Here is a 19,159-nt window from a genome sequence, read left to right as displayed (position 1 = left end):
CACCAGAGCTTCGTCCCGTAACGAATTGAGCGCCAGACTCGCGGTCGTTCGCCATCAACATACATGTTTCAGACATCAATCCTTGACGATAGAACATTTTAATGTAGGCTACAGCACCGAGACCTCATATCTCAGAACTGAACGAGAGAGTCCTCGGTGATAACCGCACCGCAATTGCGCGCCGCCCGATCGCTGCTCGGCATCGATCAACGCCGGCTTGCCGAATTGTCCGGCCTGTCGGTACCAACAATCCAGCGCATGGAAGCCAGCGGCTCGATCATCCGGGGCAATGTCGATTCGCTGATGAAGCTGATCGCCGCGCTTGAGGTGGCCGGCATCGAGCTGATCGGCGAAGGCGCGGTCAGCCAGGGCGGCGGACGCGGGGTGAGGCTGAAGACCGGATTCGATCCGGCCCGGGCATCCAATGCCGGCGATGCCGCGTCCGGTGGGAGCCTGTCGTGATCTCGATCGTGGCGCTTCTGCTGTGCGGTCCTGCCGCGCTTCTGGCAACAGCCATCCTGGCCGCAGCCTTCAGCCGGCACACCGCCGCGACGCGTCTTGTCTATGGCGCCGCGTTCGTCATTTCAGCCGCCTTGCTCGCGATCGTTGCCGGCCATCTCGTCGGCAATCCCGGCGAGGCGTCCGCCACCTTGCCGCTCGGCCTGCCCTGGACCGGCGCCCGGTTCCGCCTCGACGGCCTGTCGGCGTTCTTCCTCATCGTCGTCAATCTGGGCGGCACCATCACCAGCCTTTATGCTCTTGGCTACGGCCGGCACGAATCCCAGCCGCATCGCGTGCTGCCGTTCTATCCGGCGTTCCTCGCCGGCATGAACCTCGTCGTGCTGGCCAACGACGCCTTCAGCTTCCTTTTGTCCTGGGAATTCATGTCGCTCGCCTCGTGGGCGCTGGTCATGGCGCACCACCGCGACGAGGCCAACCGACGCGCCGGTTACATCTACCTGGTGATGGCGAGCTTCGGCACGATGGCGCTGCTGCTTGCCTTCGGCCTGCTGGCGGGACCGGCGGGAACCTACGCGTTCGACGCGATGCGGATGGCGCATCCAGGCCCGCTCGCGGCCGGCGCGGTGCTCGTTCTCATGTTGCTCGGCGCCGGCTCCAAGGCCGGCCTGGTGCCGCTGCATGCCTGGCTGCCGCTTGCCCATCCGGCCGCACCCAGCCACGTCTCGGCGCTGATGAGCGGCATCATGACCAAGGTCGCCATCTACGGCTTCATCCGCGTGGTGTTCGACCTGCTTGGCGCGCCGACATGGTGGTCGGGCGTCGCCGTGCTCCTCATCGGCGGCGTGACGGCGGCGCTCGGCATCCTGCATGCGCTGATGGAAAAAGACCTGAAGCGGCTGCTCGCCTATTCGACCATCGAGAATATCGGCGTCATCTTCGCCAGCCTCGGCCTTGCGCTGGCCTTCAAGGCGAACGCCATGCCCTCGGCCGCGGCGCTGGCCTTCACCGCGGCGCTCTTCCACGTGCTCAACCATTCCTTCTTCAAGAGCCTGCTGTTTTTCGGCGCCGGCGCGGTGCTGACTTCGACCGGCGAACGCGACATGGAAAAGCTCGGCGGCCTCATCCATCGCCTGCCGGTCACCAGCTTCGTCTTCCTCGTCGGCTGCGTCTCGATCTCGGCGCTGCCGCCCTTCAACGGCTTCGCCTCCGAATGGCTGGTCTTCCAGGCCATATTGCGCAGCCCCGAGCTGCCGCAATGGGGGCTGAAGGTCATCGTGCCCGCGGTCGGCGGCATGCTGGCGCTGTCGGCGGCGCTGGCCGCGGCCTGCTTCGTCAAGGCCTTCGGCATCACCTTCCTTGGCCGGGCGCGATCGGCGGCGGTGGAACGCGCGCATGAGGTCGACCGCTGGTCGCTGGCGGCAATGGCCGTGCTTGCCGCCTTCTGCCTGCTCGCCGGCATCCTGCCCGGCTTCATCCTCGACGGCCTGTCGGCGGTGACGCTTTCGCTCATCGGCGACCGCATGCCGGTGCAGATGGCCGAGCCCTGGCTGTCGATCGTGCCGATCGCCGAGAGCCGCAGCTCCTATAACGGCCTGCTGGTCTTCGCCTTCATCGCCATTTCGGCGTCGCTCGCGGCCTTCTTCATCCACCGCTTCGCCTCGCACGCGTTGCGCCGGGGCATTGCATGGGGGTGCGGCTTCGCCGACGCAGTACCGGCCGCGCAATACACGGCGGTCAGCTTTGCGCAGCCCATCCGCCGCGTCTTCGGTGGCTTCGCGTTCCGCGCCCGCGAAACCGTCGAGATGCCGGCGCCGGGCTCCCTCGAGCCGGCGCGCCTCAAGGTGGATATGCATGACGTGGCCTGGGAGATCTTCTATCAGCCGATCACCGGCGCGATCGATTTCGCCACCGAGCGACTGAACCACCTGCAGTTCCTGACCATCCGCCGCTACCTGACGCTGGTCTTCCTCTACCTCGTCACCCTGCTCCTGGTGCTTGCGCTATGGCCGTGATCCTGGATCTCGCCGTGCAGGGCGCCCAGATGTTTTCGGTGCTTTTGCTGGCGCCGCTTCTGATCGGCTTCGTGCGCAAGGTGAAGGCGAGGCTGGTCAGGCGGCAGGGACCCTCGGTGATCCAGCCCTATCGCGATCTGGTCAGGCTGATGCGCAAGGAGGTCGTGCTGGCGGACAACGCGTCCTGGCTGTTCCGCGTCACGCCCTACCTGATCTTCGCCGCCACATGGGTCGCGGCGGCGCTGGTTCCAACCTTCGCCGCCGGCCTACAGTTCAGCTGGGCCGCCGATCTCATCGTCATCGTGGCGCTGCTCGGCAGCGCGCGCTTCTTCCAGGCGCTGGCCGGAATGGATATCGGCACCAGCTTCGGCGGCATCGGCGCCAGCCGCGAGGTGATGATCGCCTCGCTCGCCGAACCCGCGATGCTGCTCATCGTCTTCAGCCTGGCGCTGGTGGCCGGCGCCACGCAGCTTTCGACGGTCGCCGCCTTCATGGGTTCGCCTGAGGTCGGATTGCGCGTGTCGCTCGGCATGTCGCTGATCGCGCTGGTGATGGTGGCGATCGCCGAGAATGCGCGCATACCGGTCGACAATCCCGCCACGCATCTGGAGCTCACCATGGTGCATGAGGCGATGATCCTGGAATATTCCGGCCGCCATCTGGCGATGATCGAGCTCGCCAGCTTCATCAAGCTGCTGCTCTACATGTCGCTGATCTCCTGCGTTTTCCTGCCCTGGGGTCTGGCGGCCGCTGGAACCGGGCCAAAAGCACTCGCCATCGGCGCCGCCGCCTATTTCGGCAAGCTCGCGGTGCTCGCCATCCTGCTTGCCGTGTTCGAGACAGCAGTCGCCAAGATGCGCGTCTTCCGCGTGCCGGACTTCCTGGGTGCGGCGCTGATGCTGGCGCTGCTCGGCACGCTCCTGCTGTTCGTCTCACGGAGCCTGTGATGAACGGTCTCACCTTCGACATCGCCCATCTGCTCGCCGGCAGCCTGGTGCTGGTCTCCTTCATGATGCTCTACCAGGACCGGCTGTTCGCGCTGATCAACGTCTTTGCGCTGCATGCGGTCGTGCTTGCGCTGTCGGTGGCGTGGCAGGCCTATATCCAGGACGCGCACCACCTCTACATCACCGCCGGCATCGCTCTGGTCTTCAAGGCGATCGTCATTCCCGTCGGGCTGCATCGCATCATCCAGCGGCTCGGCATCCACCGCGACATCGAGACCGCCGTCGGCATCGGCCCGACCATGCTCGCCGGCATCGGGCTGGTGACGCTTTCCATGGTGCTGATGCTTCGGGTGACGCCCGAGGCCGACCCGCTCGCCCGAGAGGATCTCGCCTTCGCGCTGTCGATCATCCTGCTGGGCCTGCTGGTGATGGTGACCAGGCGCAACGCGGTCAGCCAGGTCGTCGGCTTCATGTCGCTGGAGAACGGCCTGGTGCTGGCCGCCACCGGCGCCAAGGGCATGCCGCTGGTTGTCGAGATCAGCGTCGCCTTCTCGATCCTGATCGCCTTCATCGTCATCGGCGTCTTCCTGTTCCGCATCCGCGAACGCTTCGATTCGGTCGATGTCGGCGCGCTCGACGACTATCGGGGAGAACGCCGGTGAGCGGGTTCTCCTTCGACGCCGTGGCCGCGATCCTTTTCATCCCGGCGGGCGCCGCGGCCATCCTGGCGGCGCTGCCGAATTACAAGATATCGTCCGTCGTCAACGTCATCGCCAGCCTGCTCACCTTGCTCGCGGCGCTGTCGCTGTTCGTCACCGACCGGCCGGCGCCGGGGCAATATCTCATCGTCGACGATCTCAACATCGTCTTCATCGTGCTCAACACATTCGTCGGCTTCACCACCAGCGTGTTCAGCGCGTCCTATATCGCGCATGAGCTGGAAACCGGGCGGCTGACCGCGCCGAACCTGCGGTTCTACCACGCGATGTACCAGATCATGATGTTCGGCATGAACCTGGCCTTCGTGTCGAACAATATCGGCCTGATGTGGGTCGCGGTCGAGCTCGCCACGCTGACCACCGTGCTGATGGTCGGCATCTACCGCACGCATGAGGCGCTGGAGGCGGCCTGGAAATATTTCATCCTCGGCAGCGTCGGCATCGCGCTCGCGCTGTTCGGCACCATCCTCGTCTACATGGCCGCGCAGCCGGTCGTCGGCGAGGGCACCAACGCCATGGTCTGGTCGGTGCTGATCGAGAAGGCGGCGCATTTCGACCCGGCGCTGCTCAGCGTCGCCTTCATCTTCCTGCTGCTCGGCTACGGCACCAAGGTCGGTCTCGCGCCGCTGCATGCCTGGCTGCCCGACGCGCATGCCGAAGGCCCGACGCCGATCTCGGCGGTGCTGTCGGGCCTGCTGCTCAACGTCGCGCTCTACGCCGTGCTGCGCTTCAAGCTTTTGCTCGCGGCAAGCCCGCAGGCGATCGGGCCTGGACCGCTGATGGTCACGATGGGCCTGACCTCGCTGATCTTCGCGGCCTTCATGCTCTACCGCCGCCGCGACATCAAACGCCTGTTCGCCTATTCCTCGATCGAGCATATGGGCATCATCGTCTTCGCCTTCGGCATGGGCGGCCCGCTCGCCAACTTCGCCGGCCTGTTGCACATGGTCATGCACAGCCTGACCAAGTCGGCGATCTTCTTCGCCGTCGGCCATATCGCGCAGGTCAAGGGCACGCAGAAGATCTCCGAGATCAGAGGGCTGACGGAAAGCCATCCCGGGCTCGGCTGGGCGCTGGTCATCGGCGTCGTGGCGATCGCCGGCCTGCCGCCGCTCGGCATCTTCATGAGCGAGTTCCTGGTCGTCAGCTCGACCTTCGCCAGGCATTCGTGGCTGGCGATCCCGCTGGTGTTCGGGCTGCTCATCGCCTTCGGGGCGCTATTGCTGCGGCTGAGCGGCCTTGCCTTCGGCGAGCCGCGCGGCGGCATGGCGCCGGTCGAGGCATCCTACGTGCCGATGTATTCACACCTCGCTCTGGTGTTCGCCGCCGGCATCTACCTGCCGGCGCCGCTGGTGGCGTGGTTCCAGCATGTCGCCGGGATATTGGGGTGATGCGCATGGCGAGGAAAAACATGCCCGCGCTCGCCGATCTCATCGAAGCCGGCCGCCGGATCGAGCGTCACGCCCCCTGGCGGCGCGCCGTGGTGGCCCCGAAGGCCTGGAATATCGCCGTCGAGCAGCTCGCCGGCGGGCGCTGGAGCCTGCTCGACCTGTGGGGGGAGCCGGAAAAGGTGCACATGGCGCTTCTCGACGACGCGCTCGACATCGGCGTCATCAGCCTGGAGTGCCGCGGCGGCCGCTACCCGTCGGTCGGCCAATACCATCCGCCGGCCCTGCGGCTGGAGCGCGCCGCGGCGGACCTGTTCGGACTGGCGCCGCAAGGCCTTCCCGACACCCGCCGCTGGCTCGACCATGGCCAATGGGGCGTCTCGCATCCGCTGGCCGCGCGGCCTGGCGGACCGGCGGCCGCCGCCTCCTACCGGTTCCTGGCGGCGGAGGGCGAAAGCCTGCACCAGATCGCGGTCGGGCCGGTGCATGCCGGCATCATCGAGCCGGGGCATTTCCGTTTCACGGCCGGTGGCGAAACGGTGGTGCGGCTGGAAGAGCGGCTGGGCTATGTGCACAAGGGCATCGAAGGCCTGATGGCCGGCGCGCCGATCGACCGCGCCGCAAAACTCGCGGGCAGGACGTCGGGCGACAGCACGGTCGCCTATTCGCTGGCCTTTGCCCGCGCCGTCGAAGCCGCGCTCGGGATCGAGGTTCCCGCGCGCGCAATCTGGCTGCGGGCGCTGATGGCCGAACTGGAGCGCCTTGCCAATCATCTCGGCGACATCGGCGCCATCTGCAACGATGCCGCCTTCGCGATCATGCACGCGCATTGCGGCGTGCTGCGCGAGCGCGTCCTGCGCGCCGCCGACGCGGCCTTCGGCCATCGCCTGATGCGCGACCGCATCCTGCCCGGCGGCACGGCAAGCGATCTGAGCGAGGCGGGGACCAGCGCCATCCGATCGCTGGTCGCGGAGATCAGGTGGCGCTTCCCGCATCTGGTGGAACTCTACGACAACACCGCCTCGCTGCAGGACCGCACGGTGGCGACCGGCCGGCTCAAGGTCGAGCTTGCCCGGCAATATGCCGCCGGCGGCTATGTCGGGCGGGCGTCGGGCCGCGATTTCGATGCGCGCCGCGCCCCGGGCTACGCGCCTTATGACGAACTCACCTTCGACGTGCCGGTCCTCCAGGAAGGCGACGTCAACGCGCGCGTCTGGATCCGCGTGCGGGAGGTCGAGCAGAGCCTGTCGCTGGTCGAACAGATCCTCGGGCGGCTGCCCGCCGGCCCGATCCGCGTCGATATCGCTGCGCCGGAAGGGCCGCGCGAGGGCATGGCGCTGGTCGAAGGGTTTCGCGGCGACATACTGGTCTGGCTGCGCATCGGCGAGGACGGCTCGATCGAGCGCTGCCACCTGCGCGATCCTTCGTGGTTCCAGTGGCCGCTGCTGGAAGCGGCGATCGAAGGCAACATCGTCGCCGACTTCCCGCTCTGCAACAAATCGTTCAACTGCTCCTATTCCGGCCATGATCTCTAGAGCAATTCCAGGAAAAGTGCGCAGCGGTTTTCCGTCCGGAATTGCGCGAAAACAAAGAGTTGGAGCAGGTCGGCGATTCTATCAGACGCTGAACTGCTCCAAACCGGGCCAAGGCACACCGCCATGCGAAAACTGCTCTTCGAAAGCCTGATCCGCCCGCCCTTGACCGAGCGTCCGCCGCAAGCGAGCAATGCTGCCGTCGACGAGCTGGCGCGCGCGCTCGACGGACTTGCCCGCAAGCGGCTCGGCCGGAGCCTGTCGATCCGCGCGGTCGACGCCGGCTCCTGCAATGGCTGCGAGCTCGAGATGCACGCGCTCAACAACGCCTTCTACGACATCGAGCGCTTCGGTTTCCGCTTCGTCGCCTCGCCGCGCCATGCCGATGTGCTTCTGGTCACCGGGCCAGTGACGAAAAACATGCGCGAGGCGCTGAAGCGGACATTCGACGCAACGCCCAACCCGAAATGGGTGGTGGCGCTCGGCGGCTGCGCCAAGGACGGCGGCTGCTTCGCCGGCAGCTACGCCGTCGTGGGCGGCGTGTCCGACGTGGTGCCGGTCGACCTGCACATCCCAGGCTGCCCGCCTCCGCCGATCGACATCCTCAAGGGATTGATCGCGCTGCTCGATGGGGCGAATGGGAAGGCGGGCACCGCCAAGGGCTGAGCAGAGAGCGTCGTGGAACCCTCCTTGGCTCTGAAGTGTCGCACTGGCGGCGACCCATGATGCATGTCGTCTGCCAGAAATCGCCGCGCACTTTCGGGCGACGACATCAAAGCGCACCGCATCTCAATTCGGCCGCAAAGGCAGATCAACTGGCCCAATATCACAGCTTATTGTCTTTTCGCCGATGGCGGCATAGTGCGAGCGAATACGAGCTCGCGGGAATCTCCAATGTCTCTTAATGAAGCAAGCAAGCCCGCCAGGCAAAGCTCTCGCACCGCCAAAGCAGCAGCGAACTCACCGGCGCGCGACCAGGTTCTTGTCGGCCCCGATTTCATTCACAAGGGTGAGCCGAACGAGAGGCTCGACCGTTTCTTCGGCGACCTGGCGAGCCGCTTCGACGCCGCGACCGCAGTCATTTCCGACGGCCGTGCCTGGTCCTATCGCGAGATGAACAACCGCGCCAACCAGTTCGCGCATCTCTTGATCGAGCGCGGCGTGAAGCCGGGCGACCGGATCGGCCTTTTGCTCGACCGCTCCGCCGAAACCTATATCGCCGTGCTTGCCGTGATGAAGGCCGGAGCGGCATTCGTGCCTCTGGCCACGGCGTTCCCGGAAGATCGCATGGTGATGATCATCGAGGACGCAAGCGTCACGATGGTGATCAGCGTTTCCAGCTATGCGGCGCGTGTGGCGCGCCTGCCAGTTCCGCATATCTCGATCGATTCGGCGGAGTCCGAAATCGCGCTGCAGCCAGAAACGGCGCCCTTGCCGGACGGCGACCAGGATCAGACCTGCTATATCCTCTACACCTCGGGCACGACGGGCAAGCCCAAGGGCGTGGTGATCACCCATCCGAGCTTCTGCAACTTCATCCGTGTCGCGGCGGCGTCCTATGGCTATCAGCCGGGCGACCGCGTGTACCAGGGCATGACGATCGCCTTCGACTTCTCCTCGGAGGAGATCTGGGTGCCATTCGCCGCCGGCGCCACAGTCGTGCCGGCGCCGGGCCAGCAACCGCTGGTCGGCGAGGAACTGGCGAGCTTCCTGCGCGAGCATAACATCACCTGCATGGCCTGCAGCCCGACGCTGCTGTCATCGATCGAGAGCGATGCGCCAAGCCTGCGCGCGATCCTGGTCGGCGGCGAAGCCTGCTCGCAGAAGCTCGTCACCCGCTGGGCGAAGCCCGGCCGCAAGATTCTCAATACCTACGGACCAACCGAGGCGACGGTCACTGCCACGATGGCCTTGCTGACCCCCGACGAGCCGGTGACCATCGGCAAGCCACTGCCCACCTATTCGATCGCCATTCTCGATCCCGAAAAGCCGCAGGTGCTGACCGGCGACCAGTTGGGCGAGGTCTGCATCGGCGGCATGGGCGTGGCGATCGGCTACCTCAATCGACCGGAACTCACCGAACAGCGGTTCATCGAGGATTTCATCGGCCTGCCGAACAATCCCGGCGGCCGCATCTATCGGACCGGCGACCTTGGCCGCATCAACGACAATGGTGATATCGAATATCACGGCCGCATCGACACGCAGGTGAAGATCCGCGGCTATCGCATCGAGCTGGGCGAGATCGAAGCCGTGCTTCTGGATCAGCCGGGTATCGCGCAGGCGGCGGTCACGACATGGGAGATCGAGCCCGAGCGCACCGAGCTGGTCGGTTATTATGCCCCCAAGAGCGGCGGCGATGGCGTGGACCGCACCGTGCTGGTGCAGGAGCTCAAGCGGCGGCTGCCCGACTACATGGTTCCGGCCTATCTGGAACAGCTGCCTGCAATCCCGATGACCGTTTCCAACAAGGTCGATTTGCGGAAGCTGCCTAAGCCGACGAGCGCCCGCGTCGCCGCCGGTCATGCGATGATCGACCCGCGCAACGACGACGAGAAGTTCCTCGTCGATACGCTGCAGGATGTGCTGAAGTTCGACGATATCTCGATCGAGGATCACTTCTTCGACGATCTCGGCGCGAACTCGCTGTTGATGGCCAGGTTCTGCGCGCGCATCCGCTCGCGCAAGGCCTGGTCGACGACTTCGATGCGCGACATCTACCTGCACCCGACGGTGGCGAAGCTCGCCGACTACCTGCGGGCGCCGCAGATGGCCGCGGTTGTCGCGAGCGAGCCCATGCTGACGCATCGGGCCTCCAATCTTGCCATCTGGGCAACGGGGTTCGGCCAATTGCTCTTCTATGCGGCCTACAGCTATCTCGCGCTGTGGGCGATCAATGACGGCCTCAGCTGGGTCTATGACGCCTTGGACGACCCGGCGTCTCTCTATCTGCGCTGCGTTCTTCTGTCCGCCGGCGTGTTCTTCGGGTTGAGCGGCTTCGCCATCGTCGCCAAATGGCTGCTGGTCGGCCGCTGGAAGGCCGAATCCTTTCCGATCTGGGGCTGGCGCTACTACCGCTTCTGGATCGTCAAGACACTGGTGCGCAGCGCCCCGGTGGTGCTGTTCCGCGGCAGTCCGCTTTACAGTCTCTATCTGCGCCTGCTCGGCGCGCGGCTCGGGAGCCGTGCGGTCGTCGAGTGCCGGGCCGTTCCGGTCTGCACCGACCTGATTGCCATCGGCGACAACTCGATCCTGCGCAAGGATTCGACGATCCTCGGTTTCCGCGCGCAGGCGGGCTACATCCATACCGGCCCCGTCGACATCGGCAACAACGCTTTCGTCGGTGTCGGATCGACGCTCGACATCGACACCCGCATGGGCGACGGTTCCCAGCTCGGCCATGCCTCGTCGCTGCATCGCGGGCAGTCGATCCCGGCCGGCGAGCGCTGGCACGGATCGCCGGCGATCCCGACCGAGGCGAATTATTGCACCGTCCCCAACGTGCCGCTGTCGCGGGCGCGCCGCGTCATCTACGAGACGATCCAGCTCTTCATCCTGTTCGCCATCGTCACGCCATTCCCGCTTCTGTTCCACAGCTACTGGGAAAATGTCGGCGACGACTATGACGAGACCATCGGCATCGTGGCGATCGGCACGACGGTCACAGTGGTCGGCTTCATCATCGGCGGCGTGCTCCTGGCTGCGATCGTGCCGCGGCTGTTCAACCTCGTGCTGAAGCCCGGCCGGAACTATTCGCTCTACGGCTTCCACTACTGGCTGCAGACGATGTTGGAGCTGGTCAGCAATGTGCGGCTGCTCAACGTGCTGTTCGGCGACAGCTCGGCCGTCGTCTACTATCTGCGCGCCATCGGCTGGAAGCTGAACAAGGTGGACCAGACCGGGTCGAATTTCGGCACCAACCAGCGGCACGAAAACCCGCAACTGAGCGAGATCGGCTCGCACACGATGGTGTCCGACGGACTGTTCATGGTCAACATGCAAAAGTCGGCCAATTCTTTCCGCCTCGAGCACACGCGGGTCGGCGAACGCAACTTCTTCGGCAACAACATCGTCTATTCGCCGGATTCGCGCGCCGGCGACAACTGCCTTCTCGGCACCAAGGTGCACGTTCCGGTGGACGGACCGATGCGCGAGAATGTCGGGCTTCTCGGCTCCCCACCCTTCGAAATTCCGCGCATGGTCAATCGCGACAAGGAGCTTCTCGGATTGATCTCCGACAAGGAGCGCAACCGCCGCCTGCCGCTGAAGAACCTGCACAATCTCGTCACAGCGCTGATGTTCGTGGCCGCGCAGTGGCTGATCCTCTTCCTGACGCTCGCCATTTGGGACCGGGCGCTCAACTACTATACCGAATGGGGGGCGACGGCCCTATTCGTTGCGGTGATGCTGACGACCGCGATCGGTGTTCCGTTCTACATCTTCCTCGAGCGCGCCAGCCTCGGCTTCAGCCGGCTGAAGCCAAGGATGGCCACGATCTACGACCCGGTCTTCTGGCGGCATGAGCGGCACTGGAAGCTGTCCGATTCTCCGATCATGGGCCTGTTCACCGGCACGCCGTTCCGGCCGATCATCCTGCGCATGCTGGGCGTGAAGGTCGGGCTTCGCCTCTATGACGGCGGCTGCATCATAACCGAGCGCTCGCTGGTGGAGATCGGCGACGATGTAACGCTGAACGAGGGCTGCGTGATCCAGCCGCACTCGCTGGAGGAAGGCGCGTTCAAGTCCGACTACATCCGTATTGGCAATGGCTGCACGCTGGCGCCTTCCTCTTTCGTCCACTACGCGGTGGTGATGGGCGAGGGATCCGTGGCCGACGTCGACTGCTTCGTCATGAAGGGCGAGGTGCTCGAGCCGAACACGGTCTGGCGCGGCAATCCGGCGAAGCTCTATGGCGTGGTGACGCCGATCGATGCCCGCGCGATGGAAATCGGGCATGCCCCGTGACGCGCGCCGCCGGCATGAGTGACCAGCCGGTTGCCCTGGAGCCAGTCGGCAAGGGCAACCGTGCGGCGATCCTGGCGCTGAAGCTCGCGCCCGACCAACAAAGCTTCGTCGCCTCCAACGCAGAATCGCTGGCCGAGGCTCGCCAGGATGACGAGGCCGTCCCTCGCGCCGTGGTCGCTGCAGGGCGCGTCGTCGGATTCCTGATGTACAGCGCGCCCGAAGACGATGACGAGGCGATCATCTATCGTTTCATGATCGACCGCCGCGAACAGGGCAAAGGCTTCGGCCGCGCCGCTGTCGCCAAGGTACTGGAAGAGATTGCGCGCCTTAGCCACATAAGCCGCGTTTCGATCTGCTATGAGCCGGGAAACGAGGCAGCGCGTCGCCTTTATGCAAGCTTCGGTTTCATCGAGCAGGGGTTGGACGAGGACGACGAGATGATCGCCGCGCTCGAATTGAGCCGATAACGCGTTGCACACCCGGCCGGACAGCTTTCCCCCAGCGATCGAGACTGCCCTGGATCGGGCGCTGATCGGCCTTGCTCCACCCGGCCTGCTGACCGGCTGCCGCCCCATTCAGGTCGGAGACGAACAATTTCTTCTTCCAGCTGAGCGCGCTTCCATCGCCACGCGCGAACACAGGGCGCGCGACGCCAGTGGGGCGGGCCGCAAGATCGCACATGAATTGCTGCAGCGTCTGGGGTGGGCGGATCTCGCCGTAACGAGAGGCCGGATGGGAGACCCGGTTTGGCCGGCAGATGTCGTCGGTTCAATCGCGCATGACGACGAACTGGCTGTGGCGGTGGTTGCGCAAACCAATGCCATAAGAAGCGTCGGCGTGGACATCGAGCCCGTCGTGCCGTTGCCGACCGACCTGCTGCCCATCGTGACCACGCCGCAAGATCGCCTGGGCAATCTCGATCCGGACATAGGTGGCCGCATACTGTTCGCGGCGAAGGAAGCCGCCTACAAGGCATCGTTTCCGCTCGACGGTCTGGTGCTTGGCTTTGAAGACATCGCCGTCGATTTCAAATCGGGCGAAGCAGTCACGTCATTCGGCCGTCGTCTGACGGTGCGCTTTTCCGTCTCCGCGAGAATTCTGGCGCTGGCTTATACGGCATGAGAGTGCCGAATTCTGCCTGAGCCGTCGCCCCGCGGTTACCGGTCGACGACCAGGCGCAGCACCCTTGACGCCGGCGAAAGCCGCACCTGCCTGCCCCAGTCGAAGGCGATGAAGTCCTGTTCGATGCCGTCGGCGAAAATGACGCCGCCATCATTCATGCGCGAGGTGATGAAGAGCGGTTTTTCGGTGATCTTGCCGGCCCGCAATTTCGTGGCGGTGGCGATGCTGGGGAACGGCTCGCGCACCCAGAAGCCGACCGCGTGCTCCTCGCGGCCGAGCGACAGTTCCAGATGCGTGGCTTCCATGATCGAGCGCGCCCAGCCGGTCGCGCCGGTGCCGGAGGCGACGATGAGGCCGCTGGAGGAATGGTCCTCCGTCTCGCCTTCCGCCTCGATGCGGTAGCGAGCCGACTGGTGGCTGCGGTGGCCGACGAAGATCTCGTTGAGCGCGAGAAGCGTCTCGCCCTCACCCAGCTCGGCCTGGACCATCGTGCGCGCTTCCATGTCGACATCGCCGGCCGTGCTGGCGACAAGCAGCCTGGCCAGCCTGCTGACGCCGATCCGCACCAGGACGCCGTCATAGAGGTCGGGCGCCGGATTGACCCCCAACACCGGCTGGCCGTTCAGATATTTGGCGACGTTGGCGACCAGCCCGTCCTGCCCAACGGCGACAACGACATCGTCGGGCGCGAACAGGAAACGGTTGAGGTCGGCGCGGCTCACCAGGGTCTGGCGCCAGTCGGCCGGCACCGCTGCGCGGGCGGTGCCCAACACCGTGTGGAAGCGGTCGTGCCGGGCCTCGACGTCTTCCAGCCGCTGGCCGCGCGTCTCGAGGAAGAAGCGGGCCTGACCGCGGGTCGCGTGATGCGCGATCAGAAGCTCGTAGTCGGTCTCGCGCGTCACGAACACCGCGCGGGGACGGTTCGCGGCCATCGTTACCCCCTCAGCGCTGCTCGATCACCGCCGGGCCTTTGCGGAATTCACTGAGCACCGTGGCAAGCAGGTCGGGCGTGACATTGACGTGCTCGATCTTGTCCAGCTTGCCGGCGAGCTGCTGGGCGGCAAGGCCGAGCAGGATCGCGGGCGGCAGGTCGCGATAGATGGCGATATGCTGCCTTTCGGTCTCGGCCTTGGCGCTCTCGATGGTGCGGATGCGCTCGGCCTCGGCGCCGGCCTCGATCTGCTGCGCTTCGGCCGCGCCGGTAGCGCGGTTGCGAGCATTCTCGGCCTCCTCGGCAATGAGCAGCTTCTCGCGCCGCGCCAGCTCGGTCTTGTTCGCCAGCTCGTTCTCGGCGATGGCGCGCTCCTTCTCGACCGCAAGCGCCCGGCGCTGGAAGGTCGCCTCGTCGGCCTTCTGCTGCAGGGCCTCGAAGGTCGGCGTCTGCAGCGCCCGCTCGAGCTCGCTGGTCGGCGTCAGATTGGTGAGACGCACGGCGACGGCGGCGACGCCGATGTCGGTCAGCGCCGGATCGGCCGCGACCAGCGCCTGCAGCCGCTCGCGCAAGGGCGCCGGGCCGGCATCGAGCAGCGCGCGCACCGGCGCCTGGCCGAGATATTGCTGCACCGCCTGGTTGGCGATGCCGGCAATGCGCGCCTGGATCTTTTCGATCGGCTCGCCGCGCAGCTTGCCGTTCCCAAGATCGATGCTGAAGTCGACCCGCTCGGCGAGCCGCGCCGGGTCGACCACATGCCAGCCGATGGTGCCCTGCACGGCAACGGTCTGGAAATCCTGGCTGCGGCCCTTGACGAACAAGGTCATCTCGCGGTCGTCCATCGGCAGCTCGGCGATGCTGGCGGTCTCCGGCACAAACCAGAAGACCAGGCCGCGGCCGCTCTGCACGGCACGGCCGTTGCGGTAGCGGATGACGTGGCTGCTTGCCTCGCTGCGAAGCTGGGCGACGAAGCCGAAACTGCGGATGGTGGCCATGATGGTTTCTCCCTCAATCGGCCGTGGAAGGCTGGAAACGGTAAAGCTCAGCCGGGCGGAAAGCAGCGCCCGATTCATAGGCGCCGGTCGGCGCCAGCCAGCCCTTGTCGAGCTGGCGCCGGCGGAAGGCCGGCTTGTTGAGCGCGGCGCCCAGGATCGCCTCGTGCACATCCTGCAGCTGCCGCAGCGTGAAAAGCTCGGGCAGCAGCGCGAAGGCGACGTCGGAATAATCGAGCTTGCCGCGCAGCCTGAGCATCGCCGTCGCCAGGATGCCGGCATGGTCGAAGGCAAGCGCCAGCTTTTCGTTTTCCGGTGAGAGCGCGTCGACAGGGCCGCCGGCCTCGCCGGCCCAGGGCACCTGGATCACCGCCGGCAGCAAGGCGGGCATCGCGCTCAGCGCGGCTTCGAAGGCCTGCTCGGTGAGCAGCGCAAGATAGGCGACGCTGATGATGCGCATGCGTGGATCGCGGTCCACCGCGCCGAAAGTGTAAAGCTGTTCGAGATGCGCATGCGCCATGGAGGCCTTCTCGCGCAGAACCCGCGCGGCCGCGGCATCGAGCGATTCATCGATGCCGATAAAGCCGCCCGGCAGCGCCCAGCGGCCAGCATGCGGGTGCTGGTCGCGCTTGAGGAGCAGCACAGCCGGCCGACCATCGCGAATTCCCAGCAGAACGAGGTCGACCGCCACCGACGGGCGCTGGAATGCGGCGGGGTCGTAGTCCTTGAGGAAATCGGTCTCGTTCATCGATATGTGCCTTACTAATATGCACACTACATATATCTATACTGAATATATGTCAACGAGAGAATCATCGACGCCATGCCATTGGGTTTCGCTGCGAGATGGCCCTTCCCGCCGCTTGGGGTCCAAGCCCCCTGTTCCTCTGCGATTTCGACCCAAGGGCCGCAAGATCAGGCGGGGACGTAGGTCAACCTGATCACATCCTCGTCGATCCGCTCATGCGCCACGAGGCGGAGCGGCGGCCGGGGTCCTGCGAAATAGGGCTTGCCGTGACCGAGCACCACGGGATGCAGGTAGATCCGATATTCATCGATCAAGCCCAGTTCGGTGAGGCTTCGCGCCAAATCCGGGCCGGCGACTTCGATCTCGCCGTCGCGCTCGGCCTTCAACTTGCGGATCGCGTCCGCGAGATCGCCCTCGACAAGCGTGGCGTTGGGACCGACCGACTGCAACGAACGCGAAACGACCCATTTCGGTTGGTTCCGCCACGCCGTCGCGTAGGCTAGCCGCTCCGCATCCCATTCAGGATGCTCGTCGTCCCAGTAGCGCATGATCTCATACATGCGGCGACCGTAGATGCTGCCGGCCTGCCCCCGCGCCTCCTCGATGAAGTGGCGGAAGAGCGTGGGGCTCGGCCCAAACTTCGTATGGTCGACATAGCCGTCCAGCGACTGATTCATTCCGAACACGAGCTTGGCCATCGCCTGTTCCTCAAATGGCATGTGCGCGATCTGATTGCGTTATGCAATCGGTTCAGGTTAGGTCGACCGATTTTGTTTTGCAATTGGTTTTTGGAATCATGAACGCCGTCGGCGGTGCTTCGATCGCGGTTTTCCTGCTCATTCGCCGATATAGGCCGCCAGCTCATCCGGCGTCCCCTTGGGAAAGGCCCGTTTCAGATAATCGAGGAATGCCGATACCCGAGCGCTCAGCAGGCGCCTGGAGGGGTAAAGCGTCCACAGGGCAATGTCGGATCCGTCGATATCTCCCCAGTGGACCAGGGTGCCGTCGGCCAGATCGTGGCTCACCAGCGATATGGGGAGACGACCGGCGCCAACGCCCGCCCGGACCGCATCACGGACCATGAGGAGCGATGACAGGGCAAGAACCGGCTTGATCGCAATTGTCGACAGGCCAGTAGGCGTCTTCACGTCCCAAGCCAGCCGATCGCCTTCCGAGCGCACAATAGCGGGCACAGCGAGATCCCCGGTCGGCCGGACAAAGTCGGGACTTGCCACGGCCACCAGCCGGTCACGGAGAAAGATTCGCCCGACCAGGCCGTCATCCGGATCCGGATTGACCCGGATCACCAGATCAAATCCCTCCTCGATCATATCGACGGCCCGGTCTTCCGTCGTGACCTCGAGCCTTACCTCCGGATACTTCAAGGCGAACCCGGCGGCCAGCTTCCCCATCGCGGTCTGGGAGAAAAGCAGGGGCGCGCTGATCCGCAACCTGCCTCGCGGCTTTTCTCCGCCCGAGGCGATCGCCGCCGCCGTCTCTTCGAGCTCGGTAAGCAATGCCCCCGTTCGTTCATGGAGCGCACGCCCCTCCTCGGTGAGTCTCAGCGCACGCGCGCCGCGCTCCAGCAGACGCAGGTTGAGCGCGGCTTCAAGTTCCGTGACCCGGCGGGACAGGGTCGCCTTTGGGCGCCCAGTTGCGCGAGCGGCCCGTCCGAACCCTCCGTGTCGGGCGACGAGATTGAAATCGGCGAGAGCAAGCAGATCCATATGTTCCACCAGTGAGACGACCTGTCCAAATATACCGCCTACTGCGGTGAATGTGGAACGATAAATTACAGGGTGTCTTTCGACCCCAACCAGGAGTGACTCTCATGACTATCCTTGTTACCGGCGCCACCGGGCGTGTCGGCCGCCATGTCGTCGATCAACTCGTCAAGCGCGGCGCCAATGTGCGTGTGCTCACCCGCGATGCCTCGAAGGCCGATTTCCCGGCCGGTGTGGAGGTCGCGCAAGGCGACCTGCTCGACATCGACTCGCTGCGCAGCGCATTCACCGGCGTCAGCACGCTGTTCCTGCTCAATGCGGTCGCGAGCGACGAATTCACGCAAGCGATCATCACCCTGAACGTCGCGCGTGAAACCGGCGTCGAACGGGTCGTCTATCTGTCGGTGATCCATGCCGATCGCTTCGTCAACGTGCCGCACTTCGCGGTGAAGTCAGGCGCCGAGCGAATGATCCAGCAGATGGGCTTCAGCGCCACGATCCTGCGTCCGTCCTACTTCATCGACAATGAGCACATGATCAAGGACGTCATCTTCAACTACGGCGTCTATCCGATGCCGATCGGCAGCAAGGGTGTTGCCATGGTCGACGCCCGCGACATCGCCGAGGTCGCGGCGATCGAGCTGATCCGTCGCGAGCAGGCGCCAGGCAAGCTGCCGATAGAAACCATCAACCTGGTCGGTCCCGACACGCTCACGGGTGCGGACGTGGCCGCGATCTGGTCGGATGTGCTGGGCCGCCCGGTCAACTACGGCGGCGATGACCCCACCGGGTTCGAGCAGAACCTGGCGACCTTCATGCCGAAGTGGATGGCCTACGAGATGCGCCTGATGGCCGAACGCTATGTCAGCGACGGCATGATCCCGGAGGTTGGCGACGTCGAGCGTCTGACCAAGGTCCTGGGCCGCCCGCTACACTCCTATCGCAACTTCGCGACCGAGATCGCGACCTCGGCCTAACGGCCGGGGCTGTCCTGTTGAACCGGAAGGCGAAACCTGGCTGGCCCGCGCGAAGCTTGGACCAGCCAGCAACTCGAGGCCCGCGTCGCCCGTCAACTTCCCGGCCTCTGCCCCGTGCGGCTTCCGGTTGCCGCGAAGGCTTGGCGTGCCCGTAGCGTAGGAATGACACCTCACGGGACGAAAGCGACAATTATGTCCACTCCACAACCCTATGAAATAACGGCCCTAAGGGCGATATCCGGACAACGTTAATGCGCCGACGTCGGCGGGCTTTGCTCAGGCCACCACAGCCAAGCCCAGGGAAGCGCGCAGGCGGGCTATGTCGCGCAGCAGCGGTTCTCCAAACTGGCGGCGATATTCGCGACTGCGCGGAGGACGCGCAGGTCGGCGAGGAAGCTACCGGCGGTGGAGGAGATGAGGCCGATGGCAAGTTGTCCGGTCATGCCAGCGGAAATCGCCCCGGTCGGCACAACACCGCTATGCTTGCGAACGAACAGCGCCGCGCCGATCTCGTCTTCAATATCTCGAGTGCGTCGGCTGATCGCGGGTCACAAACGTCCAGCGCGATCGCCGCCTTTCGAAAGCTCCCGTGCTCGGCGGCTGCAACTACGCAACGAAGATGACGCAAATCTATCCCAGG

16 protein-coding genes are annotated in these 19,159 nt (G+C 65.1%); 11 read left to right on the top strand and 5 right to left on the bottom strand.

All coding sequences use genetic code 11. The annotated features are described in order from the left end of the window. The first annotated feature begins 156 nt into the window (after positions 1-156). The 10 genes from WDX12_RS09910 (at position 157) to WDX12_RS09865 (ending at position 13,147) form a co-directional block, all read left to right on the top strand. A complete protein-coding gene (locus tag WDX12_RS09910; RefSeq protein WP_434724754.1) occupies positions 157-462 on the top strand; it encodes a helix-turn-helix domain-containing protein in 306 nt (101 codons plus the stop codon). Further along, positions 459-2,474, top strand: a complete 2,016-nt coding sequence (gene hyfB / locus WDX12_RS09905; RefSeq protein ID WP_434724753.1) for a hydrogenase 4 subunit B — start codon at positions 459-461, stop codon at positions 2,472-2,474. Before WDX12_RS09910 ends, hyfB begins: the two co-directional genes overlap by 4 nt. Next, complete coding sequence (locus WDX12_RS09900) at positions 2,465-3,421, top strand: respiratory chain complex I subunit 1 family protein (RefSeq protein WP_434724752.1); 957 nt, start codon at positions 2,465-2,467, stop codon at positions 3,419-3,421. The genes hyfB and WDX12_RS09900 overlap by 10 nt, the downstream gene beginning before the upstream one ends. Further along, complete coding sequence (locus WDX12_RS09895; RefSeq protein WP_434724751.1) at positions 3,421-4,083, top strand: hydrogenase-4 component E; 663 nt, start codon at positions 3,421-3,423, stop codon at positions 4,081-4,083. The genes WDX12_RS09900 and WDX12_RS09895 overlap by 1 nt, the downstream gene beginning before the upstream one ends. Beyond that, the gene (locus WDX12_RS09890) at positions 4,080-5,531 is read left to right on the top strand and encodes a hydrogenase 4 subunit F (protein WP_320293949.1); all 1,452 of its coding nucleotides are present in this window, start codon (positions 4,080-4,082) and stop codon (positions 5,529-5,531) included. The genes WDX12_RS09895 and WDX12_RS09890 overlap by 4 nt, the downstream gene beginning before the upstream one ends. Positions 5,532-5,551: 20 nt before the next feature. Next, the gene (locus WDX12_RS09885; protein WP_434725602.1) at positions 5,552-7,063 is read left to right on the top strand and encodes an NADH-quinone oxidoreductase subunit C; all 1,512 of its coding nucleotides are present in this window, start codon (positions 5,552-5,554) and stop codon (positions 7,061-7,063) included. Between the two features lie 123 nt (positions 7,064-7,186). Beyond that, positions 7,187-7,726 (top strand): NADH-quinone oxidoreductase subunit B family protein, encoded by a 540-nt coding sequence (locus WDX12_RS09880; protein WP_320293948.1) that lies wholly within the window; start codon positions 7,187-7,189, stop codon positions 7,724-7,726. A gap of 228 nt (positions 7,727-7,954) precedes the next feature. After that, positions 7,955-12,025 carry a Pls/PosA family non-ribosomal peptide synthetase gene (locus tag WDX12_RS09875; protein ID WP_434724750.1) on the top strand — a complete coding sequence of 1,357 codons (4,071 nt, stop codon included), beginning with the start codon at positions 7,955-7,957 and terminating at the stop codon, positions 12,023-12,025. Beyond that, positions 12,022-12,492 (top strand): GNAT family N-acetyltransferase, encoded by a 471-nt coding sequence (locus tag WDX12_RS09870; protein ID WP_434724749.1) that lies wholly within the window; start codon positions 12,022-12,024, stop codon positions 12,490-12,492. Before WDX12_RS09875 ends, WDX12_RS09870 begins: the two co-directional genes overlap by 4 nt. A gap of 4 nt (positions 12,493-12,496) precedes the next feature. After that, complete coding sequence (locus WDX12_RS09865; protein ID WP_434724748.1) at positions 12,497-13,147, top strand: 4'-phosphopantetheinyl transferase family protein; 651 nt, start codon at positions 12,497-12,499, stop codon at positions 13,145-13,147. A gap of 35 nt (positions 13,148-13,182) precedes the next feature. Here the strand turns inward: WDX12_RS09865 and WDX12_RS09860 are convergent, their stop codons facing one another. The 5 genes from WDX12_RS09860 to WDX12_RS09840 all read right to left on the bottom strand — a co-directional run bounded on the left by WDX12_RS09860 (position 13,183) and on the right by WDX12_RS09840 (position 17,545). Continuing rightward, positions 13,183-14,079 carry a hypothetical protein gene (locus WDX12_RS09860; protein WP_434724747.1) on the bottom strand — a complete coding sequence of 299 codons (897 nt, stop codon included), beginning with the start codon at positions 14,077-14,079 and terminating at the stop codon, positions 13,183-13,185. A gap of 10 nt (positions 14,080-14,089) precedes the next feature. Then, positions 14,090-15,073, bottom strand: coding sequence for an SPFH domain-containing protein (locus WDX12_RS09855; protein ID WP_434724746.1), 984 nt, complete (start codon positions 15,071-15,073; stop codon positions 14,090-14,092). Positions 15,074-15,086: 13 nt separating this feature from the next. Further along, positions 15,087-15,818: an NUDIX hydrolase gene (locus WDX12_RS09850; protein WP_434724745.1), complete on the bottom strand. Its 732-nt coding sequence runs from the start codon at positions 15,816-15,818 to the stop codon at positions 15,087-15,089. 167 nt (positions 15,819-15,985) lie between these two features. Further along, complete coding sequence (locus WDX12_RS09845; RefSeq protein WP_434724744.1) at positions 15,986-16,516, bottom strand: dihydrofolate reductase family protein; 531 nt, start codon at positions 16,514-16,516, stop codon at positions 15,986-15,988. A gap of 138 nt (positions 16,517-16,654) precedes the next feature. Further along, positions 16,655-17,545, bottom strand: a complete 891-nt coding sequence (locus tag WDX12_RS09840; RefSeq protein ID WP_434724743.1) for a LysR family transcriptional regulator — start codon at positions 17,543-17,545, stop codon at positions 16,655-16,657. Between the two features lie 104 nt (positions 17,546-17,649). Here WDX12_RS09840 and WDX12_RS09835 point away from each other — a divergent pair, with 104 nt between their 5' ends. After that, positions 17,650-18,519 (top strand): SDR family oxidoreductase, encoded by an 870-nt coding sequence (locus WDX12_RS09835; RefSeq protein ID WP_434724742.1) that lies wholly within the window; start codon positions 17,650-17,652, stop codon positions 18,517-18,519. The last annotated feature ends 640 nt before the right edge of the window (positions 18,520-19,159 follow it).

It is taken from the genome of Mesorhizobium sp. RIZ17 (assembly GCF_051127865.1).
Lineage (GTDB): Bacteria > Pseudomonadota > Alphaproteobacteria > Rhizobiales > Rhizobiaceae > Mesorhizobium > Mesorhizobium humile.
The sequence above is the reverse complement of the archived record's forward strand: the minus strand, read 5'-3'. Positions and strand labels throughout refer to the sequence as shown.